We start from the raw sequence: 22,475 nt of genomic DNA on the forward strand, positions 1-22,475 counted from the left end.
GCCAGGGCCCGGCTCGACGGCCCCGGGCCGAGCGCTCGGTGCTTCCTGCAGCGGCCCGGTCAGCGCTCCTCGTCCGGGCCCCCGTTCCAGTCGTACGGCCCTCCCCCGCGCCACTCGATCAGCTCGGGGTCGTCGACGGCCGTGTCGACCGGGGGCAGGCCGGCCCCGTGCAACAGCTCCAGCACGTCGAACAGACCGTGGGCGGTGCCCACGGTCTCGCCTCGGATGGTCACCCGCCGCCCACCGTCCGGCTCCGGCGGGAACACGACCACGGGGGGAGGTCGGTCCATAGCACCACCATGCGCTGACACCGCCCTCACCGCCAGTGCTGCGCCGCTCACCCGAACGAGACTGGGTGTGCCGCCCGGGCCGCGGTCCTGTGCTCGGTGGCGTGTACCGGGGACGGTCAGGGGCGGGCCGCGTGGGCGAGGCGGGCCAGGGCCACGGCGCCCCGGCAGCCGTCCGGGACCCAGTCGAGGGTGAGGCCGAGGGCGTCGAGGCGGGGGGTGAGGAGGGCGGTCAGCGGGCCGTCGGGACCGAGCAGCCCGCCTGTGGCGACGATCCGCTCCCCGGGGCGGGGCCGCAACGCCCGTACGCTGTCGGCCAGATGACCGGCGGCCTCGTCCAGCAGGGCCTCGGCGACGGGGTCCCCGGCCCGGGCCGCCTCGGCCACCAGCGGGGCGAACCGGGCGAGACGGACCGGCGGATCGCCCATGACGGCGGGCAGGACGTGCCTGCGGTAGGCCTCGCGGTGACGGCGCGACCAGGCCGTGGAGGCGGCCGGCTCCGCGTGCGCCGTCCCGGCCGCGCGGCCGGGGGACCCGCCGGTCCCTGGCTGCTCCGGCCCGCCGGGCAGCACCTCCTCCGGCACCCCCAGCGCCCGCCCCACCCGCACCCCCAGTACCGTCTCGGGCCCCCGTCCGTCGGCCATCCGCAGGGCGGCCCGTACCGCCGCGCGGCCGAGCCAGAAGCCGCCGCCGTCGTCGCCGAGGAGCCAGCCGCCGCCGTCCACGACGGCCGTGCAGCGGCGGCCGGTGACGCGCGTGGCGATCGCGCCCGTGCCCGCCACCAGGGCGAGACCGTCGGCGGGTGCGCCGGGCGCGGAGGCGAAGACCGCCTCGATGTCGCTGCCGACGGTGACCGAGCCGGCGGTGATGCCCAGCCGGCGCAGGGCGGCGGTGAGGGCGGACAGCGCGCTGCCGCGGCCCGGTCCGCCGGGTGAGACGCCGCCGCCCGCGAACCCGCCGGCCACGGCCACCACCCGGCTGCGGTCCGGCTCGGGCACGGCCCGGCCGACGGCCTCGGCGAGGTGCTCGGTGAGCTGCGGCACGGGAACCGTCAGCGCGTTGCCCGGCCCGGCGGCGCCTTCGCCGAGCCACGGGAGACCACGCCCCTCCCGGGCCGCCTCGGCGGGGGCGAGGACGGCACGGGTACGGGTGCCGCCGGCGTCGACGCCGACCACGAGCTCTTGGTGCATTGCCTCACCCTCCGGCGGCTGGGCGGCCGAGCCCGTGTCCAGGGCAGGCCCGTCACCAGGAGGATCCCACCCACTCCCACGGGGTGGGAGCGCCGCCGCCTGCGGCCGTGGGCCCGTTTGCGCGTTCCCCAGGGGGCACTCGTCGAGCGGCGAGAAGGACGGCCCGGTGGTTGAGTGACCACTGGGGCACCTCTGGGAGAAGGGACCGCCGCACAGATGAACCTGCGACCGCTCTCCGACACACGGCACACGGGAGAGGACCGGGGCACCGCTCTCCTGGGCATCTACCTCAACGACCACCTGGCGGGCGCCACCGCCGGTGCCGAGCGGGCCCGGCACATGGCGCGGTCCTACCGCGGCTCGGACCTCGGCGCGGCGATGGACCCGATCGCCGCCGAGATCGCCGAGGACCGCGCGAGCCTGGCCCGCATCATGCGGCGGCTCGGCGTCCCGCTGCGGCAGTACAAGGTCTACGCGGGACGGGTCGCCGAGCTGGCGGGGCGGCTGAAGAGCAACGGCCGCCTGGTACGCCGGTCGCCGCTGAGCCCGATGCTCGAACTGGAGGCGCTGCGCCTCGGGGTCGAGGGCAAGACGGCCCTGTGGCAGACGCTCCGCCGGCTCGCCGACGACGACGAACGCCTCGACGCGCGGATGCTGGACGAGCTGCTGGAACGGGCCCGGCGGCAGCAGAACACGCTGGAGGAGTTGCGCCGCCGCCAGATCGGCGAGGCGTTCCTCGGAGCGTGACGCCGCGCCGTCACAGGAACGTACAGGGGCCTCGGAAGGTTCAGCGCTTCCTGCGGCCCTTGCCGCCGCCCTGCGCCTTGCTCACCTCGCGGGCCAGTTCCTCCTTGGTCATCGAGGACCTGCCCTCGATGCCGAGTTCGCGGGCCTTGTCGTACAGCTCCGCCCGGGTTCCGCCGGCCTGGCTCTCCGTGCGGGTGCCAGTGCCGCCGGCCTTGGCCGTACTGCCCTTGGCCGTACCGCCCTTCGGCGCGCCGCCGCTCCTCGCCGTGGAACCCGCCGTCCTGGCCCCGCCTTCGCCGCCCTGCGGGCGCCGGGCGGTCCGAGGGCCGGTGTCCGTGCCGCCGTCGACGGCGGCGAGCGGCTGCCCGGCCAGGGCGCGGGACCGCCGGGCCGCGAACTGGAGGCCCAGTTCCCGCAGACGGTCCTCGTCGACCGCCTCGCGCAGGGCGGGCAGGATCTCGTTCTCCTCCTCCTCGACGTGGTGCAGCACGGCGCTGATCCACTCCTGGAGAGCCTGGTCGAACTCCTGGCTCTCCCAGTCCATCTCCAGCAGATGCCTGCCGAGGTCCTCGGCCTGGTGGTGCTCCTCGGCGGCGTGCTCGGCCTCGGCCTTCTCGCCGGCCTCCTTGGCCACGGCCGGATAGACCCGGTCCTCCTCGGCCTCGCTGTGCGCGTCCAGCATGGCCACGGCCAGGGGCAGCGCCAGCGGCCGGGAGCTCCTGTCCTCCTGCATCATGTCGAACAGGCGCTTGAGTTCACGGTGGTCGGTGGTGACCAGGGTGATGAGATCGTCAGCCATGGTCAGAGCCCTCGTCTTTCTCGCAGGGGCGGCTCGCCCGTCCTTCGCCCCCCGGGTTTCCGGAGCGGACCGGCTGATGCGTCGACATGGCCGGAAATCGTCGGAAAAGAGGGGTGAAATCGCCGCCACGGAGCCGAACCAGCCGGTGAGGCAGGCGAACTCACCGACGGAGTCAGGGGCACAGCGCCGAGGGGACACCGCTGAGGCGCCGTCCGTCCCGTGGACGGCGCCGCCGCTTGGGCTGCCGGACACCCTGGCGTCACACTCGGCGGGCACCTTCCTTCACGTCCCCTGCCTCGCCGGTCTCCGTCCCTTCCGTCACCGGGGGGCGTGACGCGGAAGGACGACGTACGCCGTGTCCCTGCTCCCGCTCGCCTCGCGGCCCAGCCCGCTCCCCGCCTCCCCGCGCTCCCCCGCCGCCGCGCGCCTGGCCCGCCGCGCGCTCGCCCTGCTGCCGCCGCTGCTGATCGGGGGGTGGGCCGTGGCCGACCGGCGCGCCCTGCGCGACGGCACCGCCCGGCTGGCCTTGGCCGACCCCTGGTGGCTGCTCGCGGGCCTGTTCTTCACCTGCCTGGGCTGGGTGGCCGCCGCCTGCGCCCGGCAGGGGGCCGTCCCCGCCACCGATGCCGCCGATGCCGCCGACCACGTGCTGCCCGCGAGCCTCGGCACCCACGCGGTGACCCTGCGCTTCCTGCGGGGCCGGGGCGTGCCGCTGCCCCGGGCCACGGCGTCGCCGGCGCTGTACGCGCTGGCCAAACCGCTCGCCAAGGTGGTGCTGCCACCGGGCGGACGCTGCTCCTGGCCGCCGCGGGTGCCGTGCTCTCTCCCACCGCGGCGGCCCTGACGGCGGCCTGCGTCCGTGCGGTGCGCCGCCGCCCCGCTGCTCCAGGCGTGCGTGCTCCACTCGGTGGGCGCCGCGCTCGGCCTGGGGCTGACCTGGACGCAGGTGGTCTACGGCGCACCCCTGCCCCTCGCCACGGCGACGGTCATCGGCTTCCGGGTGAGGTCGCCTCAGTCCTCCGCGGGCGTCAGCCGCAGCGCGATGCTGTTGATGCAGTAGCGCTGGTCCGTGGGCGTGGGATAGCCCTCGCCCTCGAAGACGTGCCCCAGGTGCGACCCGCACCGAGCGCAGCGGACCTCGGTGCGCACCATGCCGTGGGAGCGGTCCTGGAGGAGTTCCACGGCGTCGGTGTCCTTGGGGTCGAAGAAGGACGGCCAGCCGCAGTGCGACTCGAACTTGGTGTCCGAGGTGAACAGTTCGGCGCCGCAGGCCCGGCAGGAGTAGACGCCCTTGGTCTTGGTGTCGGTGTACTCACCCGTGAAGGCCGGCTCGGTCGCGGCCTGGCGCAGCACGGCGTACTCGGCCGGGCTCAGCTCCGCGCGCCACTGCTCGTCCGGCTTCTCGACGTCGTACGGCATGAACCTCACGTCCCTCAGTTCGACAGGCGGTCCAGAATGCGCGGGCCGAGGTCGGTGACGTCGCCCGCGCCCATGGTGAGAACGAGATCCCCGGCCCGAGCCATTCCCGCGACCACCTCGGGCACCTCGGCCTTGTCGTGCACCGGGGTCACCTCGGCGCCCGCCGCCCGGGCCGCGTCGATGATCAGCTCGCTGGTCACGCCGGGGATCGGGTCCTCGCGGGCCGGGTAGATGTCCAGCACGACCGAGGCGTCCGCCAGGGCGAGGGCCTGGCCCATCTCGGTGCCGAGCTCCTGGGTGCGGGAGAACAGGTGCGGCTGGAAGACGACCAGGATGCGGGAGTCCCCGGCGGCCGAGCGCATCGCCTCCAGGTCGGCCGTCATCTCGGTCGGGTGGTGCGCGTAGGAGTCGATGACCTGCACCCCGGCCGCCTCGCCCTTGAGCTGCAGGCGCCGCTTGACTCCGGTGTAGGCGGCCAGGGCCGGGGCCAGTTCCGCGGCCGGGACGCCGAGGGCGGCACCGGCCGCCAGGGCGGCGACGGCGTTGTGCGCGTAGTGGCGGCCGGGCACGGAGACGGTGAAGGTGAGCGGGGCGCCGTCCAGCTGGACGGTCACCTCGCTCTTCAGCCCCTGCGGCACGACCGACAGCACCCGCACGTCGGCGTCCTGCGCCTCGCCGTAGGTGACCGTCCGCACCGAACCGGCCAGCCGCCGGGTCAGCTCCCGGGCGCCCTCGTGGTCGGCGGAGATCACCAGCGTTCCGCCGGGCACGATCTTCCCGGCGAAGGTCTGGAAGGACTCGTAGATCTCGTCCATCGACGCGTAGTTGGCGTGGTGGTCGAGTTCGACGTTGAGGACGATGGCGACCTCGGGGGCGTAGGTGTGGAAGCTGCGGTCCGACTCGTCCGCCTCGGCCACGAAGATCTCGCCCTCGCCGTGGTGGGCATTGGAGCCGGGCGCGTCCAGGTCGCCGCCGATCGCGTACGACGGGTTCAGGCCGAGTGCCGTCAGCGACACCGCCAGCATGGAGGTGGTGGTCGTCTTGCCGTGCGTGCCCGCCACCGCGATCGGGCGCAGGCCGTCCATCAGCGCGGCCAGCGCGTCGGAGCGGTGGATCACGGGGATGCCGAGTGCGGTGGCGCGGGCCAGCTCCGGGTTGTCCTTCCGGATCGCCGAGGACACCACCACGCAGCTGGCGTCGTCGGCGAGGTGCTCCGCCGCGTGCCCGATGTGCACGGTCGCGCCCAGCGCGCGCAGCGCCTCGGCGGTCGCCGACTCCTTGGCGTCGCTGCCCGCCACCTTCGCGCCGCGCTGCGCGAGGATCTTGGCGATGCCCGACATCCCGGCGCCGCCGATGCCGATGAAGTGCGGTCGGTCCATGGCGGTGGGAAGGCCGGGTGCCATGCGTGTGTCTCCCTGTGCGTGCGAGTGCGGCGGACGTTCGGCGGCCCAGCCTATTTCAGTGCCGCCCCGGGCGGTGCCACCCCCGGGGCGTGCGGCGGTGCCGCCCCGTCGCCGTCACGCCTTGCTGTGGGAGAACAGCTTCAGCACCGGCACCCCGACCTTGTGGCGGGCGCGGGAGGCCCAGTCCCGGTGGAAGAACTCCTCGACGTAGTGCGGGTCGGTCAGGACGATCACCTCGTCGGCGTCCACCTCGCCGACCAGTGACTTCAGCGCGTCCAGCGGATGGTCCTCGACGAGGCGCCCCTCCGCCTCGCTGCCGGCCGCGTGCAGGGCCGCCAGGGACACCTCCAGGGCCCGCTGCCCGACGCTGAGCGCCTCCTCGCCCTCGGGGGTCTCGCCCTCGCGGACGGCCTCGTCGAGCTCCCCGAGGGCCACGTCGTCGATGGCCCGCAGCAGCCGGTCCGCCTGCTCGCCGCGCGGCTGGAGCAGGACGTGGAAGAAGACCGGCTCGTCCCCGTGCAAGGTGGTGACGAACTCCACGTCGGCGGACGTCAGGGCCTTCTCGATCATCAAAACGCTTGTGAACACCAGGCGCCCCTTCTCCGGTGAGGGACCCGTGGGCCCCATTCCTGCGTGGGCCGTGCCAGGCCCGCGTGCGGAAACCATCCTGCCCCGTGATCGCCCGGGTACTGCCGGAATCCACGCGCCCGCCGGACGACAATCGGATCGGGACCTGCCAAGACGGCCGGAACGGCGGCCGTCACCGCCCGCGCGTCCGCCCGGAACACCCGCTAACACCCGCCCGCAACGCCCCGCCGGAGCGCCCGTCCGGAGTCAGGCCCTGTGGTACCGGGTGAACAGGAAACCGTCCTCCTCCAGCATCGACGCCAGCGCGAACCGCTGCGGCACCCGCACCGCCGGACCGCCCGCGATGCGCTGGGCGTCTCCGGCCGTGAGCATCGGGGAGACGGTCAGGCACAGCTCGTCCAGCACGCCGGCGGCGACCAGCTGGCCCAGCAGCCGTGGGCCGCCCTCGGTGAGCAGCCGGGTGTGGCCGAGCTCGGCGAGGGCCCGCACGGCGCGTGCCGGGTCGACGCCGGCACCGTCCCCGGCGACCACCACCCAGGCACCGGCCCGCTCGGCGGCCGCCACCCGGTCCGGCTCGGCGGCGGCGCCCGTGAGGATCAGCGTGGGCACCAGGGGCGAGGTGAACAGCGGCAGCGAGAAGTCGAGGTCCAGGCCGGCGGTGACCACCGCGATCGCCGGTGCCGGGCCCTGCCCGGCCGCCTCGCGGGCCGCCGCGAACTCGGCACGCGCGCGTGCCGGCCGGTATCCCTCCTGCCGTACCGTCTCCGCGCCGACGACCACCACGTCCGCCAGCGCCCGCAGGGTGCCGAAGATCCGCATGTCGGCCGCGCTGGAGATGGGCTGCGAGCGCCCCTCGTGCTGGGCGGCCCCGTCCAGCGTGGCCACCATGTTGGCCCGCAGCCAGGGCCGGCGGCCCTCGGCCGCGGCCTGTGGATAGGCGTACGCGGCGGCCAGCTCGGCCAGGCTCCACTCCCCTGCCGCGGGGGCGGGAGCTGCTGTTTCGTCGGTCACAGGGAACAGGCGTCGCATGCCAGGCAGTGTTCCACGCCCCGTAGCATGGGGAACCGTGTCCTCTTCCACAGCCGCCTCCGGAACCGGCCCCGTGACCGACGCGGCCCCGCTGTCCCTGTGCGCCCGCGAGCCGCACGTGCCCGCCGATCGGCTGGTGGCCGAAATGGTGCCCCCGCCACGGTTCGACTCGGTGCGCTTCAGCACGTACATACCGGACCCCAACCAGCCCAGCCAGAGCGAGGCCGTCCGTGTGCTGGAGGGTTTCGCGGCCGGGCTCGGGGACACCGGCGGCTCCGGGAGGCGGAAGCTGTTCGGCTTCGGCAAGGCGGCGAAGAAGACCCCCGCCGGGCCGCGTGGCGTCTACCTCGACGGCGGCTACGGCGTCGGCAAGACCCACCTGCTGGCCTCCCTGTGGCACGCCACCCCGGCCGAGCCGGACCGCAAGGCGTTCGGCACCTTCGTCGAGCTGACGAACCTGGTCGGTGCCCTCGGTTTCCAGCAGACCGTCCAGACGCTGTCCGGGCACCGCCTGCTGTGCATCGACGAGTTCGAACTCGACGACCCCGGCGACACCGTCCTGGTCTCCACCCTGCTCGGCAAGCTCGTGGACGCGGGCGTCGCGCTCGCCGCCACCTCCAACACGCTGCCGGGCAAGCTGGGCGAGGGCCGGTTCGCGGCGGCCGACTTCCTGCGCGAGATCCAGGGCCTGTCCGCGCACTTCCGCACCCTGCGCATCGACGGCGAGGACTACCGCCACCGCGGTCTGCCCGAGGCGCCGCCGCCGTACTCCGACGAGCAGGTGACGAAGGCGGCGCACGCCACCGGGGGCGCCAGTCTCGACGCCTTCCCGCAGCTGCTGGAGCACCTCGCGAAGGTGCACCCCAGCCGGTACGGCGCCCTGACGGACGGCGTCAAGGCGGTCTGCCTGACCGGCGTGCGGCCGGTGCCCGACCAGTCCACGGCCCTGCGGCTCGTCGTCCTCGCCGACCGGCTCTACGACCGCGAGGTGCCCGTCCTCGCCTCGGGCCTGCCCTTCGACCGGCTGTTCAGCGAGGAGATGCTGCGGGGCGGCTACCGCAAGAAGTACTTCCGGGCGATCTCCCGCCTCACCGCCCTCGCCCGTGACGCGGCCCGGCTCGTCGACGCCGAGTAGCCCGTTCCGATAGCCCATCAACTGGCGTGGCTCAAGGGCCGCTTCAGGCCACCCACCCTGCGCTTTTCAGGCTCTCTTCAGCTCGAAACATTAAGTTAACCCTGCAAACGACTTTGCAGGGTTAATGTGTTTCTTGACCAGCAGTTGACCAAGTGTTGGTGTGATCTAGAGACGGCAACCGGCTGAAGGGAGGCGCATGTTTCGCGGTACGACAGCCCGGACCATGGTGCCGCTCCTCGCCGGCGTCCTGCTCGCGCTCCAGTTCTTCGCACCGACGGCGTCGTTCGCATCCGCGCACACGGTCCGTCATGTAGAGGCCAAGGCCTTACCCGGGACCAAGCCCTCCGGAAAGGCACCGCGCGCGGAGCACGTCACCTGCCGGACCGCACACCACCACGGGGACCCGACCGGTCCCCTGCGCACCCGCGACCGGCTGCACACCGCCGGGCAGACCACCGCGGCGTCCGGACGCCCATCGCACAACCCGGGCCCGGCCGTACCGGAACCGGTCCCGCCCGGCGCGGCACACCCCAGCACGTCCAGATGGCCGGCGACCCACACACCGGCCGCGCTCCAGGTCTTCCGCTGCTGAGCAACAGAGCAGTCCCCCCCACCTCTGTCACGCAGGCCCGACGCGCCCCCCACGGCGCGCCAGGAGGAGTCACCACACCATGCAGCCCCTCATCGACAACGCCCGCACGTTCGGACAGCGCCCTGAGGAGTTCGCCCACCTCGCCAAGGGACAGTCCCCCGAGGTCCTGTTCATCACCTGCGCCGACTCACGCGTCGTTCCGGCGCTGATCACCGGCGCCCGCCCCGGCGAGCTCTTCGAGCTGCGCACCGCGGGCAACATCGTCCCGCCGTACGTCTCCCCCGCCCCCACGGGCGAGGCGGCCACGATCGAGTACGCCGTACAGGTGCTCGGCGTCAAGCACATCGTGGTCTGCGGCCACTCCCACTGCGGTGCGGTCGGCGCGGTCGTGCGCCACGACGACCTGGCCGCCGTCCCCGCCGTGCGCGACTGGCTCGCCCACGCCGCGGAGGAACCCAAGTGCTCCGACCCGGCCGATCCGACGGTCGCCGAGGCGGTGCAGCACCACGTCCTCACCCAGCTGCTGCGGCTGCGCTCCTACCCGTGCATCGAACAGCGCCTCGTAGCGGGCGAACTGCAGCTGCACGGCTGGTACTACGAGGTCCACACCGGCATCGTGCGGGAACACCGCGCGCAGTCCGACACGTTCGAGACGCTCTGAGGGGACGGGTGACCATGCTGTCGAAGTTCCCTTACCTGAGGCAGGACTTCCTCGCCTCCATAGTCGTCTTCCTGGTCGCCGTGCCGCTGTGCGTCGGCGTCGCGGTCGCCTCCGGCGTCCCGGCCGAACTCGGCCTGGTCACCGGCATCGTGGGCGGCATCGTCACCGGGCTCATGCCCGGCAGCAGCCTGCAGGTCTCGGGGCCGGCCGCCGGCCTGACCGTGCTGGTCTTCGAGGCCGTCAGCCAGTTCGGGGTGGCCGCCCTCGGTGTGATCGTGCTGATCGCCGGGCTGCTCCAGCTCGCCATGGGCTTCTTCGGGATAGGCCGCTGGTTCCGGGCGATATCCGTCTCCGTCGTGGAGGGCATGCTCTGCGGCATCGGCCTGGTGATCATCGCCGGCCAGATCTACGCGGCGGCGGGCCTGAAGGCCCCGGACACCGGCATCGGCAAGATCGCCGGTCTGCCGGGGGCGTTCGCCGACGCCGTCGCCAGCACCGAGGCGCTGGCCTCCCTCGCGATCGGCGCGGGCACCATCGCCGTCATCGTGCTGTGGAAGAAGATGCCCAAGGCCGTGCGGTCCGTGCCCGGCGCCCTGGCGGCGGTGGTGCTGGCGACGGCGGCCTGCCTCACCCTCGGCCTGCCCGTCGCCACCGTCCAGGTGGAGGGCCTGCTCGGCGTCATCCAGCCGCCCGGCTCCGAGGCGCTCGGCGCACTGGCGAGCCCCGCCATCTGGGGCACCATCATCGCCTTCGCGCTCATCGCCTCGGCGGAGAGCCTGTTCAGCGCGGCGGCCGTGGACCGGCTGCACGACGGTCCGCGCACCGAGTACAACAAGGAGATGATCGCCCAGGGCGCGGGCAACACCGTGTGCGGTCTGCTCGGCGCGCTGCCGATGACCGCGGTGATCGTGCGCAGCTCCGCCAACGTCAGCGCGGGCGCGAAGACCAAGGCCTCCCGGGTGCTGCACGGCGTGTGGCTGCTGCTGTTCGCCGCGGCGATGCCCTGGGCCCTGGCGCTGATACCGATTCCGGCCCTCGCCGGCATCCTGGTCCACGCGGGCTGGAAGCTCATCCCGTTCCGTCAGATCGCGTCGCTGTGGCGCAGCCACAAGGGTGAGGCGCTGATACTCGTCGTCACGGCCGTGTCGATCGTCGCGGTCAACATGTTCGAGGGCGTCCTGATCGGTCTGGCCCTGTCGGTCGTCAAGACCGCCTGGGAGGCCTCGCACGTCAAGCTGGAGGTCATCGACAAGGGCGCCGGCCCGATCCAGGCGTACGTCTCGGGCAACGCGACCTTCCTGCGGCTGCCGAAGATCCTCGACAGCCTGGAGGCGCTGCCGCAGGACCGCCCGGTCGAGCTGGACCTGTCCGGCCTGCACCACCTCGACCACGCCTGCCGCACGGCCCTGGAGAACTGGGCCGAACGGCACAGCGCGGTCGGTACGCAGCCGGTGAAGGTCACGGAACCGGCGCCGGCCGGACGGGGCGAGAAGGTCGCCGCGGCCTAGCCGCCCGCCTGCCGTCCGTGCCGTGCGGCCCGGGTGCGTCCCTCGCGCCCGGGCCGTATGCCTGTCCCGGGCATGGCCCCGGCCACAGCGCAGGCATATCGTTACAAGAGCACACGAAACTGACCTCTGACCTCGGGACGGGGAGGTCGTCATGCTCCAGGAGCTGCTGGCGGCGGCCGCGGCGACGGGTTCCGCGGGCCTGGTGTACGTGGCCGCGGCGGCGCGGGTCGTCAAGCAGTACGAGCGCGGGGTGGTCTTCCGCCTCGGCCGTCTGCACGGCGGCGTGCGCCGGCCCGGGTTCAACCTCGTCGTCCCCGGGATCGACCGGCTGCGCAAGGTCAACCTGCAGATCGTGACGATGCCGGTGCCGGCGCAGGAGGGCATCACGCGGGACAACGTGACGGTGCGGGTCGACGCGGTGGTGTACTTCAAGGTCGTGGACCCGGCGGCGGCGATCGTCAACGTCGAGGACTACCGGTTCGCCGTCTCGCAGATGGCGCAGACCTCGCTGCGCTCGATCATCGGCAAGAGCGAGCTGGACGATCTGCTGTCCAACCGGGAGAAGCTCAACCAGGGCCTGGAGCTGATGATCGACAGCCCGGCCGTGGAGTGGGGCGTGACGATCGACCGCGTGGAGATCAAGGACGTGTCCCTCCCGGACACGATGAAGCGCTCCATGGCCCGCCAGGCCGAGGCCGACCGTGAGCGGCGGGCCCGCCTGATCAACGCGGACGCCGAGTACCAGGCCTCCAAGAAGCTGGCGGAGGCCGCCCGCCAGATGGCGGACACACCCTCCGCGCTCCAGCTGCGCCTGCTGCAGACGGTGATGGCGGTGGCGGCGGAGAAGAACTCCACGCTGGTGCTCCCCATCCCGGTGGAGCTGCTGCGCTTCCTGGAGAAGGGCGCGGAGCCGACGCCCTCCCCGGCGGCGCCCACCCCGGCGCCCCCGCCCGTCGAGGCGCACCCCACGCAGCCGGCCACCACGGAACCGGCACCGGCAGCGCCGGCCTCCGCGGCGCCGGAGAGCGCCGTGGTCACGCCTGCCGAGCCGGAGCCCGCACCGCCGGAGCGCGCGCTGGACACGCCTGCCGAGCCGGAGCCCGCGGAGCCCGCGCGGACTGCCCCCGAGGTCGCCCGGCGAGGCTGAAAACGCTTACCGCGCTCTTACCAACCCGTTGACGCCCGGCGGCGTCTCCTTCACCGCGGCCCTGGCCGACACGCAGTCCGACCTTTCTCGCTCACGAACGGAACCACCATGGCCGCATCCGGTCGCCGGCGTCGTCTGACCCGCCGCGATGTCCTGATCAGAACCGCCGCCGGCGGAGTCGTCCTCGGCGGCGGCGCCGCCCTCGCCGGCCCTCTGCTCGACACCGCCGACGCCGCGCCCAGCGCGTTCGGCTACCGCGACGACGGGCGGGCCTACGTCATCACCACCGGCGCCGACCTGGTCTTCAAGGTCGACCACCGCAACGGCGACCTGACCTCGCTGGTCTACAAAGGCACCGAGTACCAGGGCTACGGCAACCGCAACTCCCACGTGGAGACCGGCCTGGGCGCCTCGTCGGTGAGCATCCGCCGCACCGGCGACACCATCCTGGTCACCGTCGTGCACGGCACGATGCACCACTACTACGCCGCCCGGCGCGGCGAGAACAACGTCTACCTGTGGACCAACAAGGCGGACGACTCCATCACCGCCACCCGTTACATCGTCCGTGTCAGGCCCGGCCTGTTCCCCAACAACGACCCGGACTCCTGGGACGCCCGCACCGACTCCCTCATCGAGGCCCAGGACATCCGCCGCAAACCCAACGGCACCACCCGCTCCAAGCACTACTCCAACCAGCGCGTCATCGACTACGCGTACGTGGGCTGGAGCGACGGCACCACCGGCATGTGGATGGTCCGCAGCAACCACGAGAAGGCCTCCGGCGGTCCTTTCTACCGCTCCCTGATGCGCCATCACTACGAGGACGGCGCCGGCCTGTACGAGATCCTCTACTACGGCGAGAACCAGACCGAGCCGATGCGCTTCGGGCTGCAGGGCCCCTACATCCTCGCCTTCACCGACGGCGCCGCCCCCTCGCCCGCGCTGCGCCACGACCGCATCGAAACCTCCTGGGCCGACGGCCTGGGGCTGGCCGGCTGGGTCGGCCGCGCCGGTCGCGGACGGGTCGCGGGCGTCGGCATCAGCGGCCGCAGCGGTGACCACGCCTACACCGTGGGCTTCGCGAACGCCGCTGCCCAGTACTGGGCCGAGGCCGACCCGGCCACCGGCCGTTTCCAGTCCCCGTACATGCTGCCGGGCACCTACACGCTCACCGTCTACAAGGAGGAGCTGGCGGTGCACACCACGACGGTCACCGTCACCGCCGGCCGGACGACGGCCCTGCACACGCTGAAGATCACCGCCGACCCGAGCCGGACCCCCGCGATCTGGCGCATCGGCGACTGGACCGGCACACCCGGCGGCTTCAAGAACGCCTCCCTGATGACCACGATGCACCCCTCCGACGCCCGGGCGAGGCCGTGGACCGCCGGCGTCCACACGGTGGGCACCTCGTCCGCGGCGGACTTCCCCTGCTACCAGTGGGCGGACGTCAACAACGGACTGAAGATCCGCTTCCGGCTGACACCGCAGCAGCTGGCCTCCGGGCACACCCTGAACATCGGCATCACCACCGCGTTCGCCAACGGCAGGCCCCGGATCAGGGTCAACGACTGGGTCTCGGCCGTCCCCGCGCCCGCCAAGGAACCGACCACCCGCTCGCTGACCGTGGGCTCCTACCGAGGCACCAACCACACCTACAGCTACGCCATCCCGGCCGGCGCCTGGATCAAGTCCGCCGACGCCTACCAGGAACTGACGATCGACATCGTCAGCGGCTCCGGCGGCACGGGCTACCTCAGCCCGGGAGTGTCGTACGACGCCATCGAGCTGGTGCCCTGAGCCGGGCGGGTCCGGTACGCCGAGCGTCCGCCCACCCGGTGACACGTGCGACGCGCGTGGTTCCCGGCGCGGGCGGCGGGTGATAGACACGGCGGGGTCACCGTCCCTGTCCGCCAGCAGGAAGGTTGCCCCATGTCCGCACACGGTCGCTCCGCGACACGGCGTCAGATCCTGGCCCGTACCGGCGCCGTGGGGATCGGTATCGCCTTCACCGGATCCCTCTCCGAACTCTTCACCGGCACAGCCGCCGCACAGAACCTGGGACACACCGGCTACGGCCCGCTCGTCCCCGACCCGAACGGCCTCCTCGACCTGCCGAAAGGTTTTCGCTATCGGGTCCTGTCCCGGGAGGGCGACCCGCTCCGCTCCGGCGAGGGCCCGGTCCCCTCGAACCACGACGGCATGGCCGCCTTCGCCGGCCGAGGCGGCCGGGTCCACCTGGTCCGCAACCACGAGAACCGCGCCAACGGCAGGGTCCCGGTCCCGGCCGTCGAGGGCCTCACCTACGACCCGGCGGCCAAGGGCGGCTGTACGGCCCTGACCCTCGGCGCCCGCGACCAGGTCCTGTCGGAACGGGTCGCCCTCGCCGGTACGGCCGTCAACTGCGCGGGCGGCCCGACCCCCTGGGGCACCTGGCTGACCTGCGAGGAGACCGAGGACAAGGCGGGCACCGCCGGGTACGCCAAGGACCACGGGTTCATCTTCGAGGTCGACCCGGCCGACCCGCACCGCTCCGGTGCCGTACCGCTGACCGCGATGGGCCGCTTCCAGCACGAGGCGATCGCCGTCGACCCGAGGCGGGGTGTGGTCTACGAGACCGAGGACGCCTTCCTCAAGCCCTTCGGCCTGTTCTACCGCTTCCTGCCGGACAAGCCGCTCGGCGGCCTCGGTTCGCTGCGCGCGGGCGGCCGGCTCCAGGCGATGCGCGTGCCGGGCGTGGCGGACCTGTCCTCCATCCAGGAGACGGGCGCCTGCTTCGAGGGCATCGAGTGGGTGGACGTCCCCGACCCGCTGGCCGCCGCGACCCCCGTGCGGCTGCAGGACTTCGGCCCGCGCGGCATCACGCACGCGCAGAAGCTGGAGGGCTGCTACTGGGGCGGGCGCAGCGTGTACTTCGTGTCGTCCTTCGCCCGCAGCGCGGACGGCTCGGCGGCCGACCACTACGGGCAGATCTGGCGGTACGACCCCGACCGGCGGCGGCTGACCCTGGTGATCGTCTTCGGCCCGGACACGGACGTACAGCTGCCGGGCGAGTCGCCGGACAACATCTGCCTGGCCCCGAGCGGCGGCCTGATGGTCTGCGAGGACGGCGAGGGCGCCCAGCACGTCTTCGGGGTGACCAGGCGCGGTGAGGTGTACGCGATGGCCCGCAACCGCCAGAACATCGGGACCGCCGACGCCCCCGAGTGGGGGGAGTTCGCCGGCGTCACCTTCTCGCCCGACGGGGAGACGATGTACGTCAACTGCTACACCCCGGGGACGACGTTCGCGGTGACGGGCCCCTGGCGCCGCTAGCCCGGCCGGGGCGCCGGGTCCCAGGGTCCGGCGCCCCGGTACTGCGCCGTCCTCGGCGGCCCGCCCACTGAAGTCGGCCCGCCGGGGTACCCGGCTCCGCATGAGCGAGAACCAGCAGGTCGAAGGCTCGTACTGGCTCCAGACCGCACCCGACGGCCGGCACCCCGCCCTGACCGAGGACCTGGACGTCGACGTCGCGGTGATCGGCGGCGGTATCGCCGGGCTGTGCACGGCGTGGGAGCTGGTGCGGGCCGGGCGGAGCGTGGCCGTGCTGGAGGCCGGGCGGGTCGCGGCCGGGGTCACCGGGCACACCACCGCCAAGGTCACCGCACTGCACACGCTGATCTACGACAAGCTGTGCCGCACCCGGGGCGAGGAGGGCGCGCGGCTGTACGCCCGGTCGCAGTCCGAGGCGATCGAGCACGCGGCGGCGGTCGTCGAGGAGCTCGGCATCGACTGCGACTGGGAGCCGCGCAGCGCGTACACGTACGTCCGTGACGCGGACCGGGTGGAGGAGCTGCGCGCCGAGGCACGGGCGGCCCGGGAGGCGGGGCTGCCGGCCTCGTTCGTGACCGAGACCGGGCTGCCGTTCCCGGTGGCCGGCGCGGTCGAGGTCACCGGGCAGGCGCAGTTCCACCCGCGCAGGTACCTGCTCGCCCTCACCGCCGACCTGGTCGCACGCGGCGGGCGGGTCTTCGAGGACACCACCGTCCTCGGTCTGGACGAGGGCGAGCCGTGCCGCGTCTCGACGGCGGCCGGGGCGACGGTGACGGCCCGGGACGTCGTGGTCGCCACGCACTACCCGGTCTTCGACCGGGCCCTGCTGTTCACCCGGCTCTCCCCGCGCCGCGAACTGGTCGTCGCCGGCCCCCTCCCCGCCGAGCAGGACCCGCAGGGCATGTACATCACCCCCGACGAGGGCACCCGCTCGGTGCGCACCGCGCCCTACGACGCCGGCCGGCGGCTGCTCATCGTCACCGGCGAGCACTTCACCCCCGGCACGGGTGACACCCGGGCCCGCTTCGACCGCCTCACCGCCTGGGCCACCGGCCACTTCCCCGATCTGCGCGTCACCCACCGCTGGGCCACGCAGGACAACGACCCCACCGACACGGTGCCGATGGTCGGCCCGCTGCACCCGGGCGCGCGGCACACCTACGTCGCCACCGGCTTCGGCGGCTGGGGCATGAGCGGCGGCATGATGGCGGGCCTGCTGCTGGCCGCGCAGATCACCGGCCGGCCGTGCCCGTGGAGCGAGCTGTACGACCCGCGCCGGCTGCGGCCGCAGGTGCGTGAGGCGCCGTCGTTCCTGAAGACGCAGGCGAAGGTCGCCGGCCACTTCGTCGGCGACCGGCTGCGGCCCTCCCCGCCGGTGGAGGCCCTGCCGCCCGGGGAGGGCGCCGTGGTCCGGGTCGGCGGCCGGCGGCTCGCGGTGTACCGGGACGACGCCGGCGCCCTGCACGCGGTGTCCGCGCGCTGCACCCACCTGGGCTGTCTGGTCTCCTTCAACGCGGCCGAGAAGGCCTGGGAGTGCCCCTGCCACGGCTCCCGCTTCGACACCGACGGCAACGTCGTCCAGGGCCCGGCGACCCACCCCCTGGAGCGCCGGGACATCTGAGACGCCGGCCGGGTGACGCCCCCTCGCGTCACCCCCGAGGGCGGGGACCAGCACTCCGGCTTCCTCCTATCGTCATACGGTGATCCTTTCCGTACGACGTGTGACAGCCGTCTGCCTCCTCGGTGCCGCGCTCGCCGCCTGCGGCACCGCCCGGGCGCCGCAGCCCGCCCGCCCGGCTCCCTCCGCCCCCGGCGCCGTCCCCCCGGTCGCCCCCCGCTCCACACCGCCCACCCTGGCCCCCGGCCCGTCCGGTCTCACCCCGGTCTTCGCCCACGGCCCGCGCGGCGGGGGCCGGGTCGTGGCCCTCACCTTCGACGCCGACATGACGGCCGACCAGGGGCCGCGGGCGGCGCGGGGCGAGCGGTTCGACAACCCCGGGCTGCTGGCGGCGCTGCGCAGGCTGGAGGTCCCGGCCACCGTGTTCATGACGGGCCGGTGGGCCGAGCAGTACCCGGAGCAGGCCCGCTCACTGGGCCGCGATCCCCTCTTCGAGGTGGCCAACCACTCCTACAGCCACTACGCGTTCACAGGCGACTGCTACGGCCTGCCCACCCTGCCCGAGGAACGGATGCGGGCGGACGTGGAGCGGGCGTACGCCGCGTTCCGGAAGGTCGGCGTGCCGCATCCGATGCCGTACTTCCGTTTCCCGGGCGGCTGTTACGACCGGCGGGCACGGAAGGCGCTCACCCCGGCCGGTGTCACGGCGGTGCAGTGGGACGTGGTGAGCGGGGACGCCTTCGCCACGGACGCGGACGCCGTCGCCCGGCAGGTGCTGGCGGAGGTCCGGCCGGGTTCGGTGGTCGTGCTGCACTGCACGCGCAGCGCCGCCCCGGTGACGGAGCGGGCCGTGCGGACGATCGTGCCCGAGCTGCGGCGGCAGGGCTACCGGTTCGTGAAGGTGTCGGAACTGGTCGCGGCGGCGGGCGGCGCTGACCGGCCTACGCTGGGGTCATGAGTGACACGACGAGCACGACGAGGACGGCCGACGAGGACGGCGGCTACTGCCTGATCGACGCGACCCGGCCGCCGAAGGCGGACGGCCCGCCGTACGCGGAGTGCGTGCTGTGCCGGGAGCCGACGGAGTACCCGGAGTCGTACAAGGGGATCACCCTGTGCCCCGCCTGCGAGTGGCTGGAGGCGCAGCGCACGGCCTGCTCAGGGTGACCGGCGCGAGGTGAGCGCGCAGGCCACGGCCAGGGCGGCGGCCGTGACCAGCACCGCCGCGCCCAGCGGCAGCAGCGGTACGGGGACGGTGCCGGACCGGGAGCCGGTGACCAGCCCGGTGACCGCCGCCCGGGCCGGGGAGCCGGTGCCCACCAGGGCCGGCAGCGCCGCGAGCAGCAGCGCGGGCACGGCCCGGCCGGGCGAGCGCAGCAGCGGCCAGGTGGTGAGCGCGCCGACGGCCGTGCCGAGCAGGGCGCACACCAGCGCGGTGAGCAGCCCGGCGGCCCCGGCGGCGGCGAGCGGCACCCGGGTGCGGTGGTCGGTGCCGACCGGGTCGCTGATCAGGGTGACGGCCAGCGTCGCGGCCGCGCCGAGGAGGGCCGCGCCGCCCAGCGCCACGAGCAGGCAGGCCAGGTGCGCCCGCCCGGGTCCGGCGGCGGCGGCCACACAGCCCCGTGCGGCGGGCGGCTCGCCCGTGACGCAGATCCGCACCAGCCAGGCGGCGACGGGCAGCAGCGCGGCGGCCGCCCACCCGAGCGAGTCGAGCACCGGCTGCCCGCCCTGGACCCCGACGGCGAGGAAGACCGCGTACAGCAGGACCGGCGGCAGCCAGCGCTGCGCACGCAGCAGCAGGGCGGCCTGGTAGCGGAGCAGGGCGGTCATCGGCGGCTCCCGGTGGCCGGGCCGGGCCGTACGCTCCGCACGTGCCAGGGCGGGCGGGCCGTCAGCAGGGTGCGCAGCAGCACGTCGGAGCGGGCGGCGGGGACGGTGAGGCGGTGGGTGCCCGGGGCGGTCTCCTCGGCGTCGGTGACGAGGAGCCGGGCGTCCGGGGGCAGGTGTCCGTCCGGGGGGCCCTGGGTCTCGACGACGACCTGCGGGCCGACGGGTGGCGTCGCCTGCGGTCGGCCCGCGTCGAGGGTCCCGTCGCGCACGGTGTACGTCGCGTCGGGCAGGCCCGCCAGGCGGCGCGGGTCGTGGTCGACGTAGACGACGGCACCGCCCGCCGCCGTCCGCTCGGCGACGCCCCGCTCCAGTTCCGCCCGGGCCACCGCGTCCAGGCCGGTCCACGCCTCGAGCACCAGCAGCTCCGGAGCGCCGAGCAGCGCCTGCGCGACGGCGACCTTCTGGCTCGTGCCCTTGGACAGCCGGTCCATCGGCGTACGGGCGTACCCGGCGGCCCCGAGCCGCGCCAGCCACTCCTCGGCGGCGCGGGCGGCGGCCGTACGGGACAGGCCGTGCACGGTGCCGAGGTGGGTGAGGTAGCCGAGGGCCGTGAAGGGCAGCGCGGGCGGGAACCGCTCGGGGACGTACGCGGTGCGGGGGCGGCCGGTGACGCGGCCCTCGGTGGGGGTGTCGAGGCGGGCGAGCAGGCGCAGCAGGGTGGATTTGCCGCAGCCGTTGGCGCCCGCGACGCGGACGAGCGTGCCGGGGGCGACGGCCAGGTCGACACCGCGTAACACCCAGCGGCCGCGCAGGCCGTAGCGGCGGCCCACGCGCTCCAGCCGCAGGAGGTCAGCACCCATGGGCACCATCCTGCCCGGCCTCCCGCGGCTGGCACACTGGGACCCGTGACCCAGGACCCGGCGCCCGTGACTCCCGTGACTTCCGCGACTTCCGTGCCTCCTGTCGGCGACAGCCCCTTCCGGTCCGAGCCGAGCGCGCGTGACGCGGTGCCGCAGTTCGTGCTGCCGCTGGTCGTACGGATCGAGAAGGCCGCGCCGCCCGCCCGTACGGACGCCCTGGAGACGGCGGCACGGGCCGTGCTGGTGATGCTGAGCGACGCGCGGTCGGCGGGCGACGGGGAGTGGGCCCAGGCGGTGCGGGACTGGCAGGACGCCCGGATCCGCAAGGTGGTGCGGCGGGCCCGGGGCGCCGAGTGGCGGCGGGCCGAGGCGCTGCCCGGCATCACGGTCACCGGCAAGGCCGCGCAGGTGCGCGTCTTCCCGCCCGTGCCGCTGGACGGCTGGCCCAGGGAACTCGCCCGGCTCCAGGTCTCCGGCACCGAACTGGACGACCCGGAGCCGCCGGTGGAGGCGGACCCGGCCGCGCCCGTGCTGTGGCTCAACCCGGACCTCGGCATGTCGGCCGGCAAGGCGATGGCCCAGGCCGGTCACGCCGCCCAGCTGGCCTGGTGGGAGCTGGACGACGCGGAGCGCGCCGCCTGGCGCGACGCGGGCTTCCCGCTCGCGGTGCGCACGGCCGGCCCCGGCCGGTGGGCCGGACTGACCGGGAGCGGGCTGCCGGTGGTGCGGGACGCGGGGTTCACGGAGATCGCGCCCGGGTCGTGCACGGTGGTGGCGGACCATCCCGCCTTGCGGGAGGCTCGCTAGCCGTCCTCGCGGACACCCGCCGGAACCTCAAATGTTGCTCTGAAGGTCCCTCCCCGAGGGTTCGGCCACGCGCCCCGGGGCGATGACTCCGGCACACCGAGGCGAGCGACGAGGTGGAGGAGGGGGACGATGGAGCGACTGGGGACGGGCATCGGATGGCGGCCGGAGATCGCGGAGGCCGTGGAGCGCATGCCGGGGATCGACTGGGTCGAGGTGGTGGCCGAGAACGTCTGTCCCGGGCATCTTCCCGCCTCGCTGCTGCGGCTGCGGGAGCGCGGCGTGACCGTCGTCCCGCACGGTGTGTCGCTGGGACTCGGCGGTGCCGAGCGGCCCGACGAGGGCCGGCTGGCCGCGCTGGCCGAGCGGGCGGAGGCCCTGGGCGCCCCGCTGGTCACCGAGCACATCGCGTTCGTCCGGGCGGGCGGGCCGATGACCGCCTCCCCGCGGCTGGAGGCGGGACACCTGCTGCCCGTGCCCCGCACCCGCGACGCCCTGGACGTGCTGTGCGCGAACGTGCGGATCGCGCAGCGGGCGCTGCCCGTGCCGCTGGCCGTGGAGAACATCGCCGCGCTGCTGTCGTGGCCGGGCGAGGAGATGACAGAGGGTCAGTTCCTGTACGAGCTGGCCGACCGTACGGGGGTGCGGCTGCTCATCGACGTGGCGAACCTGCACACCAACCACGTCAACCGGGGCGAGGACCCCGCCAAGGCGCTGGCCGAACTGCCCCTGGAGGCCATCGCGTACGTCCATGTCGCGGGCGGTTTCGCACGCGACGGCGTCTGGCACGACAGCCACGCCCACCCCGTGCCCGAGCCGGTCCTCGACGTGCTGACCGACCTGGCGTCCCGCATCTCGCCCCCGGGCGTGCTCCTGGAGCGGGACGAGAACTTCCCCGAACCGGCCGAGCTGGAGGGGGAACTGGTGGCGATCCGGGCGGCGTTGGAGAAGGGCGCGGGGCGGCGGGCGGCGGCCACCGGGGGGCCGGTGGCGTCCGGTGCGATGACCGTCCCGCCGGCGCCCGCGGTCCCGGACACGACAGGTGCGGCCGGGACCGACGGTGCGGCCGGTGCGCCGCACGACCCGGCGGTCGAGGCGGCCCGGCAGCGGCTCGGGCTCGCCCAGGCGTCCCTGCTGTCCGCGCTGGTCGCCGGGACGCCGGTGCCGGAGGGCTTCGACCGGGCGCGGGTGGGCGTGCAGGCCCGGGCCCTCGCCGCGAAGCGGGCGGACGTCGTGGCGAAGGTCGCTCCGGAGCTGCCGGTGCTGCTGGGGGCCGGCTACCGGGACGCCTTCCTCACGTACGCGCAGGGGCAGCCGATGCGGGGCGGGTACCGGCGTGACGCCCTGGACTTCGCCGAGTGGCTGCTGCTGACGGGCCGGCCGGACGAGGCCCGGGTGCGGCGACAGGTGCGGGAGTGGTGGCTGGAGCGCTCGGGGCCGGTGCCGCGCTCGAGCCGTCCGGCGGTGCGGCTGGCCCGGGCGACCCGGAGGGTGCTGCTGCGGCGCGGCTGAGCGGGGGGGGCGGGGGACGCAGGGTGCTGCC

24 protein-coding genes are annotated in these 22,475 nt (G+C 74.2%); 15 read left to right on the plus strand and 9 right to left on the minus strand.

The window, feature by feature from the left end:
* Positions 1-59: 59 nt before the first annotated feature.
* Complete coding sequence (locus AB0K80_RS23105) at positions 60-290, minus strand: hypothetical protein (RefSeq protein ID WP_365672509.1); 231 nt, start codon at positions 288-290, stop codon at positions 60-62.
* 116 nt (positions 291-406) lie between these two features.
* Positions 407-1,477, minus strand: coding sequence for a BadF/BadG/BcrA/BcrD ATPase family protein (locus AB0K80_RS23110; protein ID WP_365672511.1), 1,071 nt, complete (start codon positions 1,475-1,477; stop codon positions 407-409).
* 216 nt (positions 1,478-1,693) lie between these two features.
* Here AB0K80_RS23110 and AB0K80_RS23115 point away from each other — a divergent pair, with 216 nt between their 5' ends.
* Positions 1,694-2,224 carry a hypothetical protein gene (locus AB0K80_RS23115; protein ID WP_365672512.1) on the plus strand — a complete coding sequence of 177 codons (531 nt, stop codon included), beginning with the start codon at positions 1,694-1,696 and terminating at the stop codon, positions 2,222-2,224.
* Positions 2,225-2,264: 40 nt separating this feature from the next.
* On the opposite strand, the gene AB0K80_RS23120 is transcribed toward AB0K80_RS23115, so the two are convergent.
* Positions 2,265-3,023: a hemerythrin domain-containing protein gene (locus tag AB0K80_RS23120; protein ID WP_365672514.1), complete on the minus strand. Its 759-nt coding sequence runs from the start codon at positions 3,021-3,023 to the stop codon at positions 2,265-2,267.
* 355 nt (positions 3,024-3,378) lie between these two features.
* On the opposite strand from AB0K80_RS23120, the gene AB0K80_RS23125 reads away from it, so the two are divergent.
* Both AB0K80_RS23125 and AB0K80_RS23130 read left to right on the plus strand, forming a co-directional pair.
* Entirely contained in the window at positions 3,379-3,867 is a 489-nt protein-coding gene (locus AB0K80_RS23125; protein ID WP_365672515.1) for a hypothetical protein, read from the plus strand.
* Positions 3,868-3,882: 15 nt separating this feature from the next.
* Positions 3,883-4,083, plus strand: coding sequence for a hypothetical protein (locus tag AB0K80_RS23130; RefSeq protein ID WP_365672517.1), 201 nt, complete (start codon positions 3,883-3,885; stop codon positions 4,081-4,083).
* Here AB0K80_RS23130 and msrB read toward each other — a convergent pair.
* The 4 genes from msrB to AB0K80_RS23150 all read right to left on the minus strand — a co-directional run bounded on the left by msrB (position 4,035) and on the right by AB0K80_RS23150 (position 7,462).
* Entirely contained in the window at positions 4,035-4,442 is a 408-nt protein-coding gene (gene msrB / locus AB0K80_RS23135) for a peptide-methionine (R)-S-oxide reductase MsrB (RefSeq protein ID WP_365672519.1), read from the minus strand. The genes AB0K80_RS23130 and msrB overlap by 49 nt on opposite strands.
* A 14-nt stretch (positions 4,443-4,456) precedes the next feature.
* Positions 4,457-5,845: a UDP-N-acetylmuramate--L-alanine ligase gene (gene murC, locus AB0K80_RS23140; RefSeq protein WP_365672522.1), complete on the minus strand. Its 1,389-nt coding sequence runs from the start codon at positions 5,843-5,845 to the stop codon at positions 4,457-4,459.
* A gap of 114 nt (positions 5,846-5,959) precedes the next feature.
* Entirely contained in the window at positions 5,960-6,415 is a 456-nt protein-coding gene (locus tag AB0K80_RS23145) for an indole-3-glycerol phosphate synthase (protein ID WP_365672601.1), read from the minus strand.
* Between the two features lie 264 nt (positions 6,416-6,679).
* On the minus strand, positions 6,680-7,462 hold the full coding sequence (locus tag AB0K80_RS23150; RefSeq protein ID WP_365672524.1) for a pyrimidine reductase family protein: 783 nt from the start codon (positions 7,460-7,462) through the stop codon (positions 6,680-6,682).
* 37 nt (positions 7,463-7,499) lie between these two features.
* Here AB0K80_RS23150 and zapE point away from each other — a divergent pair, with 37 nt between their 5' ends.
* The 10 genes from zapE to AB0K80_RS23200 all read left to right on the plus strand — a co-directional run bounded on the left by zapE (position 7,500) and on the right by AB0K80_RS23200 (position 18,605).
* On the plus strand, positions 7,500-8,597 hold the full coding sequence (gene zapE / locus AB0K80_RS23155) for a cell division protein ZapE (protein WP_365672526.1): 1,098 nt from the start codon (positions 7,500-7,502) through the stop codon (positions 8,595-8,597).
* A 196-nt stretch (positions 8,598-8,793) separates the two neighbouring features.
* A complete protein-coding gene (locus tag AB0K80_RS23160) occupies positions 8,794-9,189 on the plus strand; it encodes a hypothetical protein (protein WP_365672528.1) in 396 nt (131 codons plus the stop codon).
* A 79-nt stretch (positions 9,190-9,268) separates the two neighbouring features.
* Positions 9,269-9,850 (plus strand): carbonic anhydrase, encoded by a 582-nt coding sequence (locus tag AB0K80_RS23165; protein WP_365672532.1) that lies wholly within the window; start codon positions 9,269-9,271, stop codon positions 9,848-9,850.
* A gap of 14 nt (positions 9,851-9,864) precedes the next feature.
* Positions 9,865-11,358 carry a SulP family inorganic anion transporter gene (locus tag AB0K80_RS23170; protein WP_365672534.1) on the plus strand — a complete coding sequence of 498 codons (1,494 nt, stop codon included), beginning with the start codon at positions 9,865-9,867 and terminating at the stop codon, positions 11,356-11,358.
* Positions 11,359-11,509: 151 nt separating this feature from the next.
* On the plus strand, positions 11,510-12,505 hold the full coding sequence (locus AB0K80_RS23175; protein ID WP_365672536.1) for a slipin family protein: 996 nt from the start codon (positions 11,510-11,512) through the stop codon (positions 12,503-12,505).
* A 108-nt stretch (positions 12,506-12,613) separates the two neighbouring features.
* Positions 12,614-14,308 carry a rhamnogalacturonan lyase B N-terminal domain-containing protein gene (locus tag AB0K80_RS23180; RefSeq protein WP_365672538.1) on the plus strand — a complete coding sequence of 565 codons (1,695 nt, stop codon included), beginning with the start codon at positions 12,614-12,616 and terminating at the stop codon, positions 14,306-14,308.
* Positions 14,309-14,440: 132 nt separating this feature from the next.
* On the plus strand, positions 14,441-15,823 hold the full coding sequence (locus AB0K80_RS23185) for a PhoX family protein (RefSeq protein WP_365672540.1): 1,383 nt from the start codon (positions 14,441-14,443) through the stop codon (positions 15,821-15,823).
* A 100-nt stretch (positions 15,824-15,923) separates the two neighbouring features.
* Complete coding sequence (locus tag AB0K80_RS23190; protein ID WP_365672542.1) at positions 15,924-17,441, plus strand: FAD-dependent oxidoreductase; 1,518 nt, start codon at positions 15,924-15,926, stop codon at positions 17,439-17,441.
* Positions 17,442-17,520: 79 nt separating this feature from the next.
* Positions 17,521-18,396: a polysaccharide deacetylase family protein gene (locus AB0K80_RS23195; RefSeq protein ID WP_365672544.1), complete on the plus strand. Its 876-nt coding sequence runs from the start codon at positions 17,521-17,523 to the stop codon at positions 18,394-18,396.
* Entirely contained in the window at positions 18,393-18,605 is a 213-nt protein-coding gene (locus AB0K80_RS23200; protein ID WP_365672545.1) for a hypothetical protein, read from the plus strand. The genes AB0K80_RS23195 and AB0K80_RS23200 overlap by 4 nt, the downstream gene beginning before the upstream one ends.
* Here AB0K80_RS23200 and AB0K80_RS23205 read toward each other — a convergent pair.
* Positions 18,597-19,268 carry an ABC transporter gene (locus AB0K80_RS23205; RefSeq protein ID WP_365672547.1) on the minus strand — a complete coding sequence of 224 codons (672 nt, stop codon included), beginning with the start codon at positions 19,266-19,268 and terminating at the stop codon, positions 18,597-18,599. The genes AB0K80_RS23200 and AB0K80_RS23205 overlap by 9 nt on opposite strands.
* Positions 19,265-20,128: an ATP-binding cassette domain-containing protein gene (locus AB0K80_RS23210; protein WP_365672549.1), complete on the minus strand. Its 864-nt coding sequence runs from the start codon at positions 20,126-20,128 to the stop codon at positions 19,265-19,267. The genes AB0K80_RS23205 and AB0K80_RS23210 overlap by 4 nt, the downstream gene beginning before the upstream one ends.
* A 75-nt stretch (positions 20,129-20,203) precedes the next feature.
* Between AB0K80_RS23210 and AB0K80_RS23215 the strand changes: the two genes are divergently transcribed.
* Positions 20,204-20,935, plus strand: coding sequence for an aminoacyl-tRNA hydrolase (locus AB0K80_RS23215; protein WP_365672550.1), 732 nt, complete (start codon positions 20,204-20,206; stop codon positions 20,933-20,935).
* A gap of 129 nt (positions 20,936-21,064) precedes the next feature.
* Positions 21,065-22,444, plus strand: a complete 1,380-nt coding sequence (locus tag AB0K80_RS23220) for a DUF692 domain-containing protein (protein WP_365672553.1) — start codon at positions 21,065-21,067, stop codon at positions 22,442-22,444.
* Positions 22,445-22,475 lie beyond the last annotated feature (31 nt).

It is taken from the genome of Streptomyces sp. NPDC052682 (genome assembly GCF_040678435.1).
Lineage (GTDB): Bacteria > Actinomycetota > Actinomycetes > Streptomycetales > Streptomycetaceae > Streptomyces.

Coding starts and splice junctions, on each gene's coding strand:
- AB0K80_RS23105 (WP_365672509.1), bottom strand. CDS start 290: ATGGACCGACCTCCCCCCGTGGTCGTGTTCCCGCCGGAGCCGGACGGT.
- AB0K80_RS23110 (WP_365672511.1), bottom strand. CDS start 1,477: ATGCACCAAGAGCTCGTGGTCGGCGTCGACGCCGGCGGCACCCGTACC.
- AB0K80_RS23115 (WP_365672512.1), top strand. CDS start 1,694: ATGAACCTGCGACCGCTCTCCGACACACGGCACACGGGAGAGGACCGG.
- AB0K80_RS23120 (WP_365672514.1), bottom strand. CDS start 3,023: ATGGCTGACGATCTCATCACCCTGGTCACCACCGACCACCGTGAACTC.
- msrB (WP_365672519.1), bottom strand. CDS start 4,442: ATGCCGTACGACGTCGAGAAGCCGGACGAGCAGTGGCGCGCGGAGCTG.
- murC (WP_365672522.1), bottom strand. CDS start 5,845: ATGGCACCCGGCCTTCCCACCGCCATGGACCGACCGCACTTCATCGGC.
- AB0K80_RS23145 (WP_365672601.1), bottom strand. CDS start 6,415: ATGATCGAGAAGGCCCTGACGTCCGCCGACGTGGAGTTCGTCACCACC.
- AB0K80_RS23150 (WP_365672524.1), bottom strand. CDS start 7,462: ATGCGACGCCTGTTCCCTGTGACCGACGAAACAGCAGCTCCCGCCCCC.
- AB0K80_RS23160 (WP_365672528.1), top strand. CDS start 8,794: ATGTTTCGCGGTACGACAGCCCGGACCATGGTGCCGCTCCTCGCCGGC.
- AB0K80_RS23165 (WP_365672532.1), top strand. CDS start 9,269: ATGCAGCCCCTCATCGACAACGCCCGCACGTTCGGACAGCGCCCTGAG.
- AB0K80_RS23170 (WP_365672534.1), top strand. CDS start 9,865: ATGCTGTCGAAGTTCCCTTACCTGAGGCAGGACTTCCTCGCCTCCATA.
- AB0K80_RS23175 (WP_365672536.1), top strand. CDS start 11,510: ATGCTCCAGGAGCTGCTGGCGGCGGCCGCGGCGACGGGTTCCGCGGGC.
- AB0K80_RS23180 (WP_365672538.1), top strand. CDS start 12,614: ATGGCCGCATCCGGTCGCCGGCGTCGTCTGACCCGCCGCGATGTCCTG.
- AB0K80_RS23185 (WP_365672540.1), top strand. CDS start 14,441: ATGTCCGCACACGGTCGCTCCGCGACACGGCGTCAGATCCTGGCCCGT.
- AB0K80_RS23190 (WP_365672542.1), top strand. CDS start 15,924: ATGAGCGAGAACCAGCAGGTCGAAGGCTCGTACTGGCTCCAGACCGCA.
- AB0K80_RS23200 (WP_365672545.1), top strand. CDS start 18,393: ATGAGTGACACGACGAGCACGACGAGGACGGCCGACGAGGACGGCGGC.
- AB0K80_RS23205 (WP_365672547.1), bottom strand. CDS start 19,268: ATGACCGCCCTGCTCCGCTACCAGGCCGCCCTGCTGCTGCGTGCGCAG.
- AB0K80_RS23210 (WP_365672549.1), bottom strand. CDS start 20,128: ATGGGTGCTGACCTCCTGCGGCTGGAGCGCGTGGGCCGCCGCTACGGC.
- AB0K80_RS23220 (WP_365672553.1), top strand. CDS start 21,065: ATGGAGCGACTGGGGACGGGCATCGGATGGCGGCCGGAGATCGCGGAG.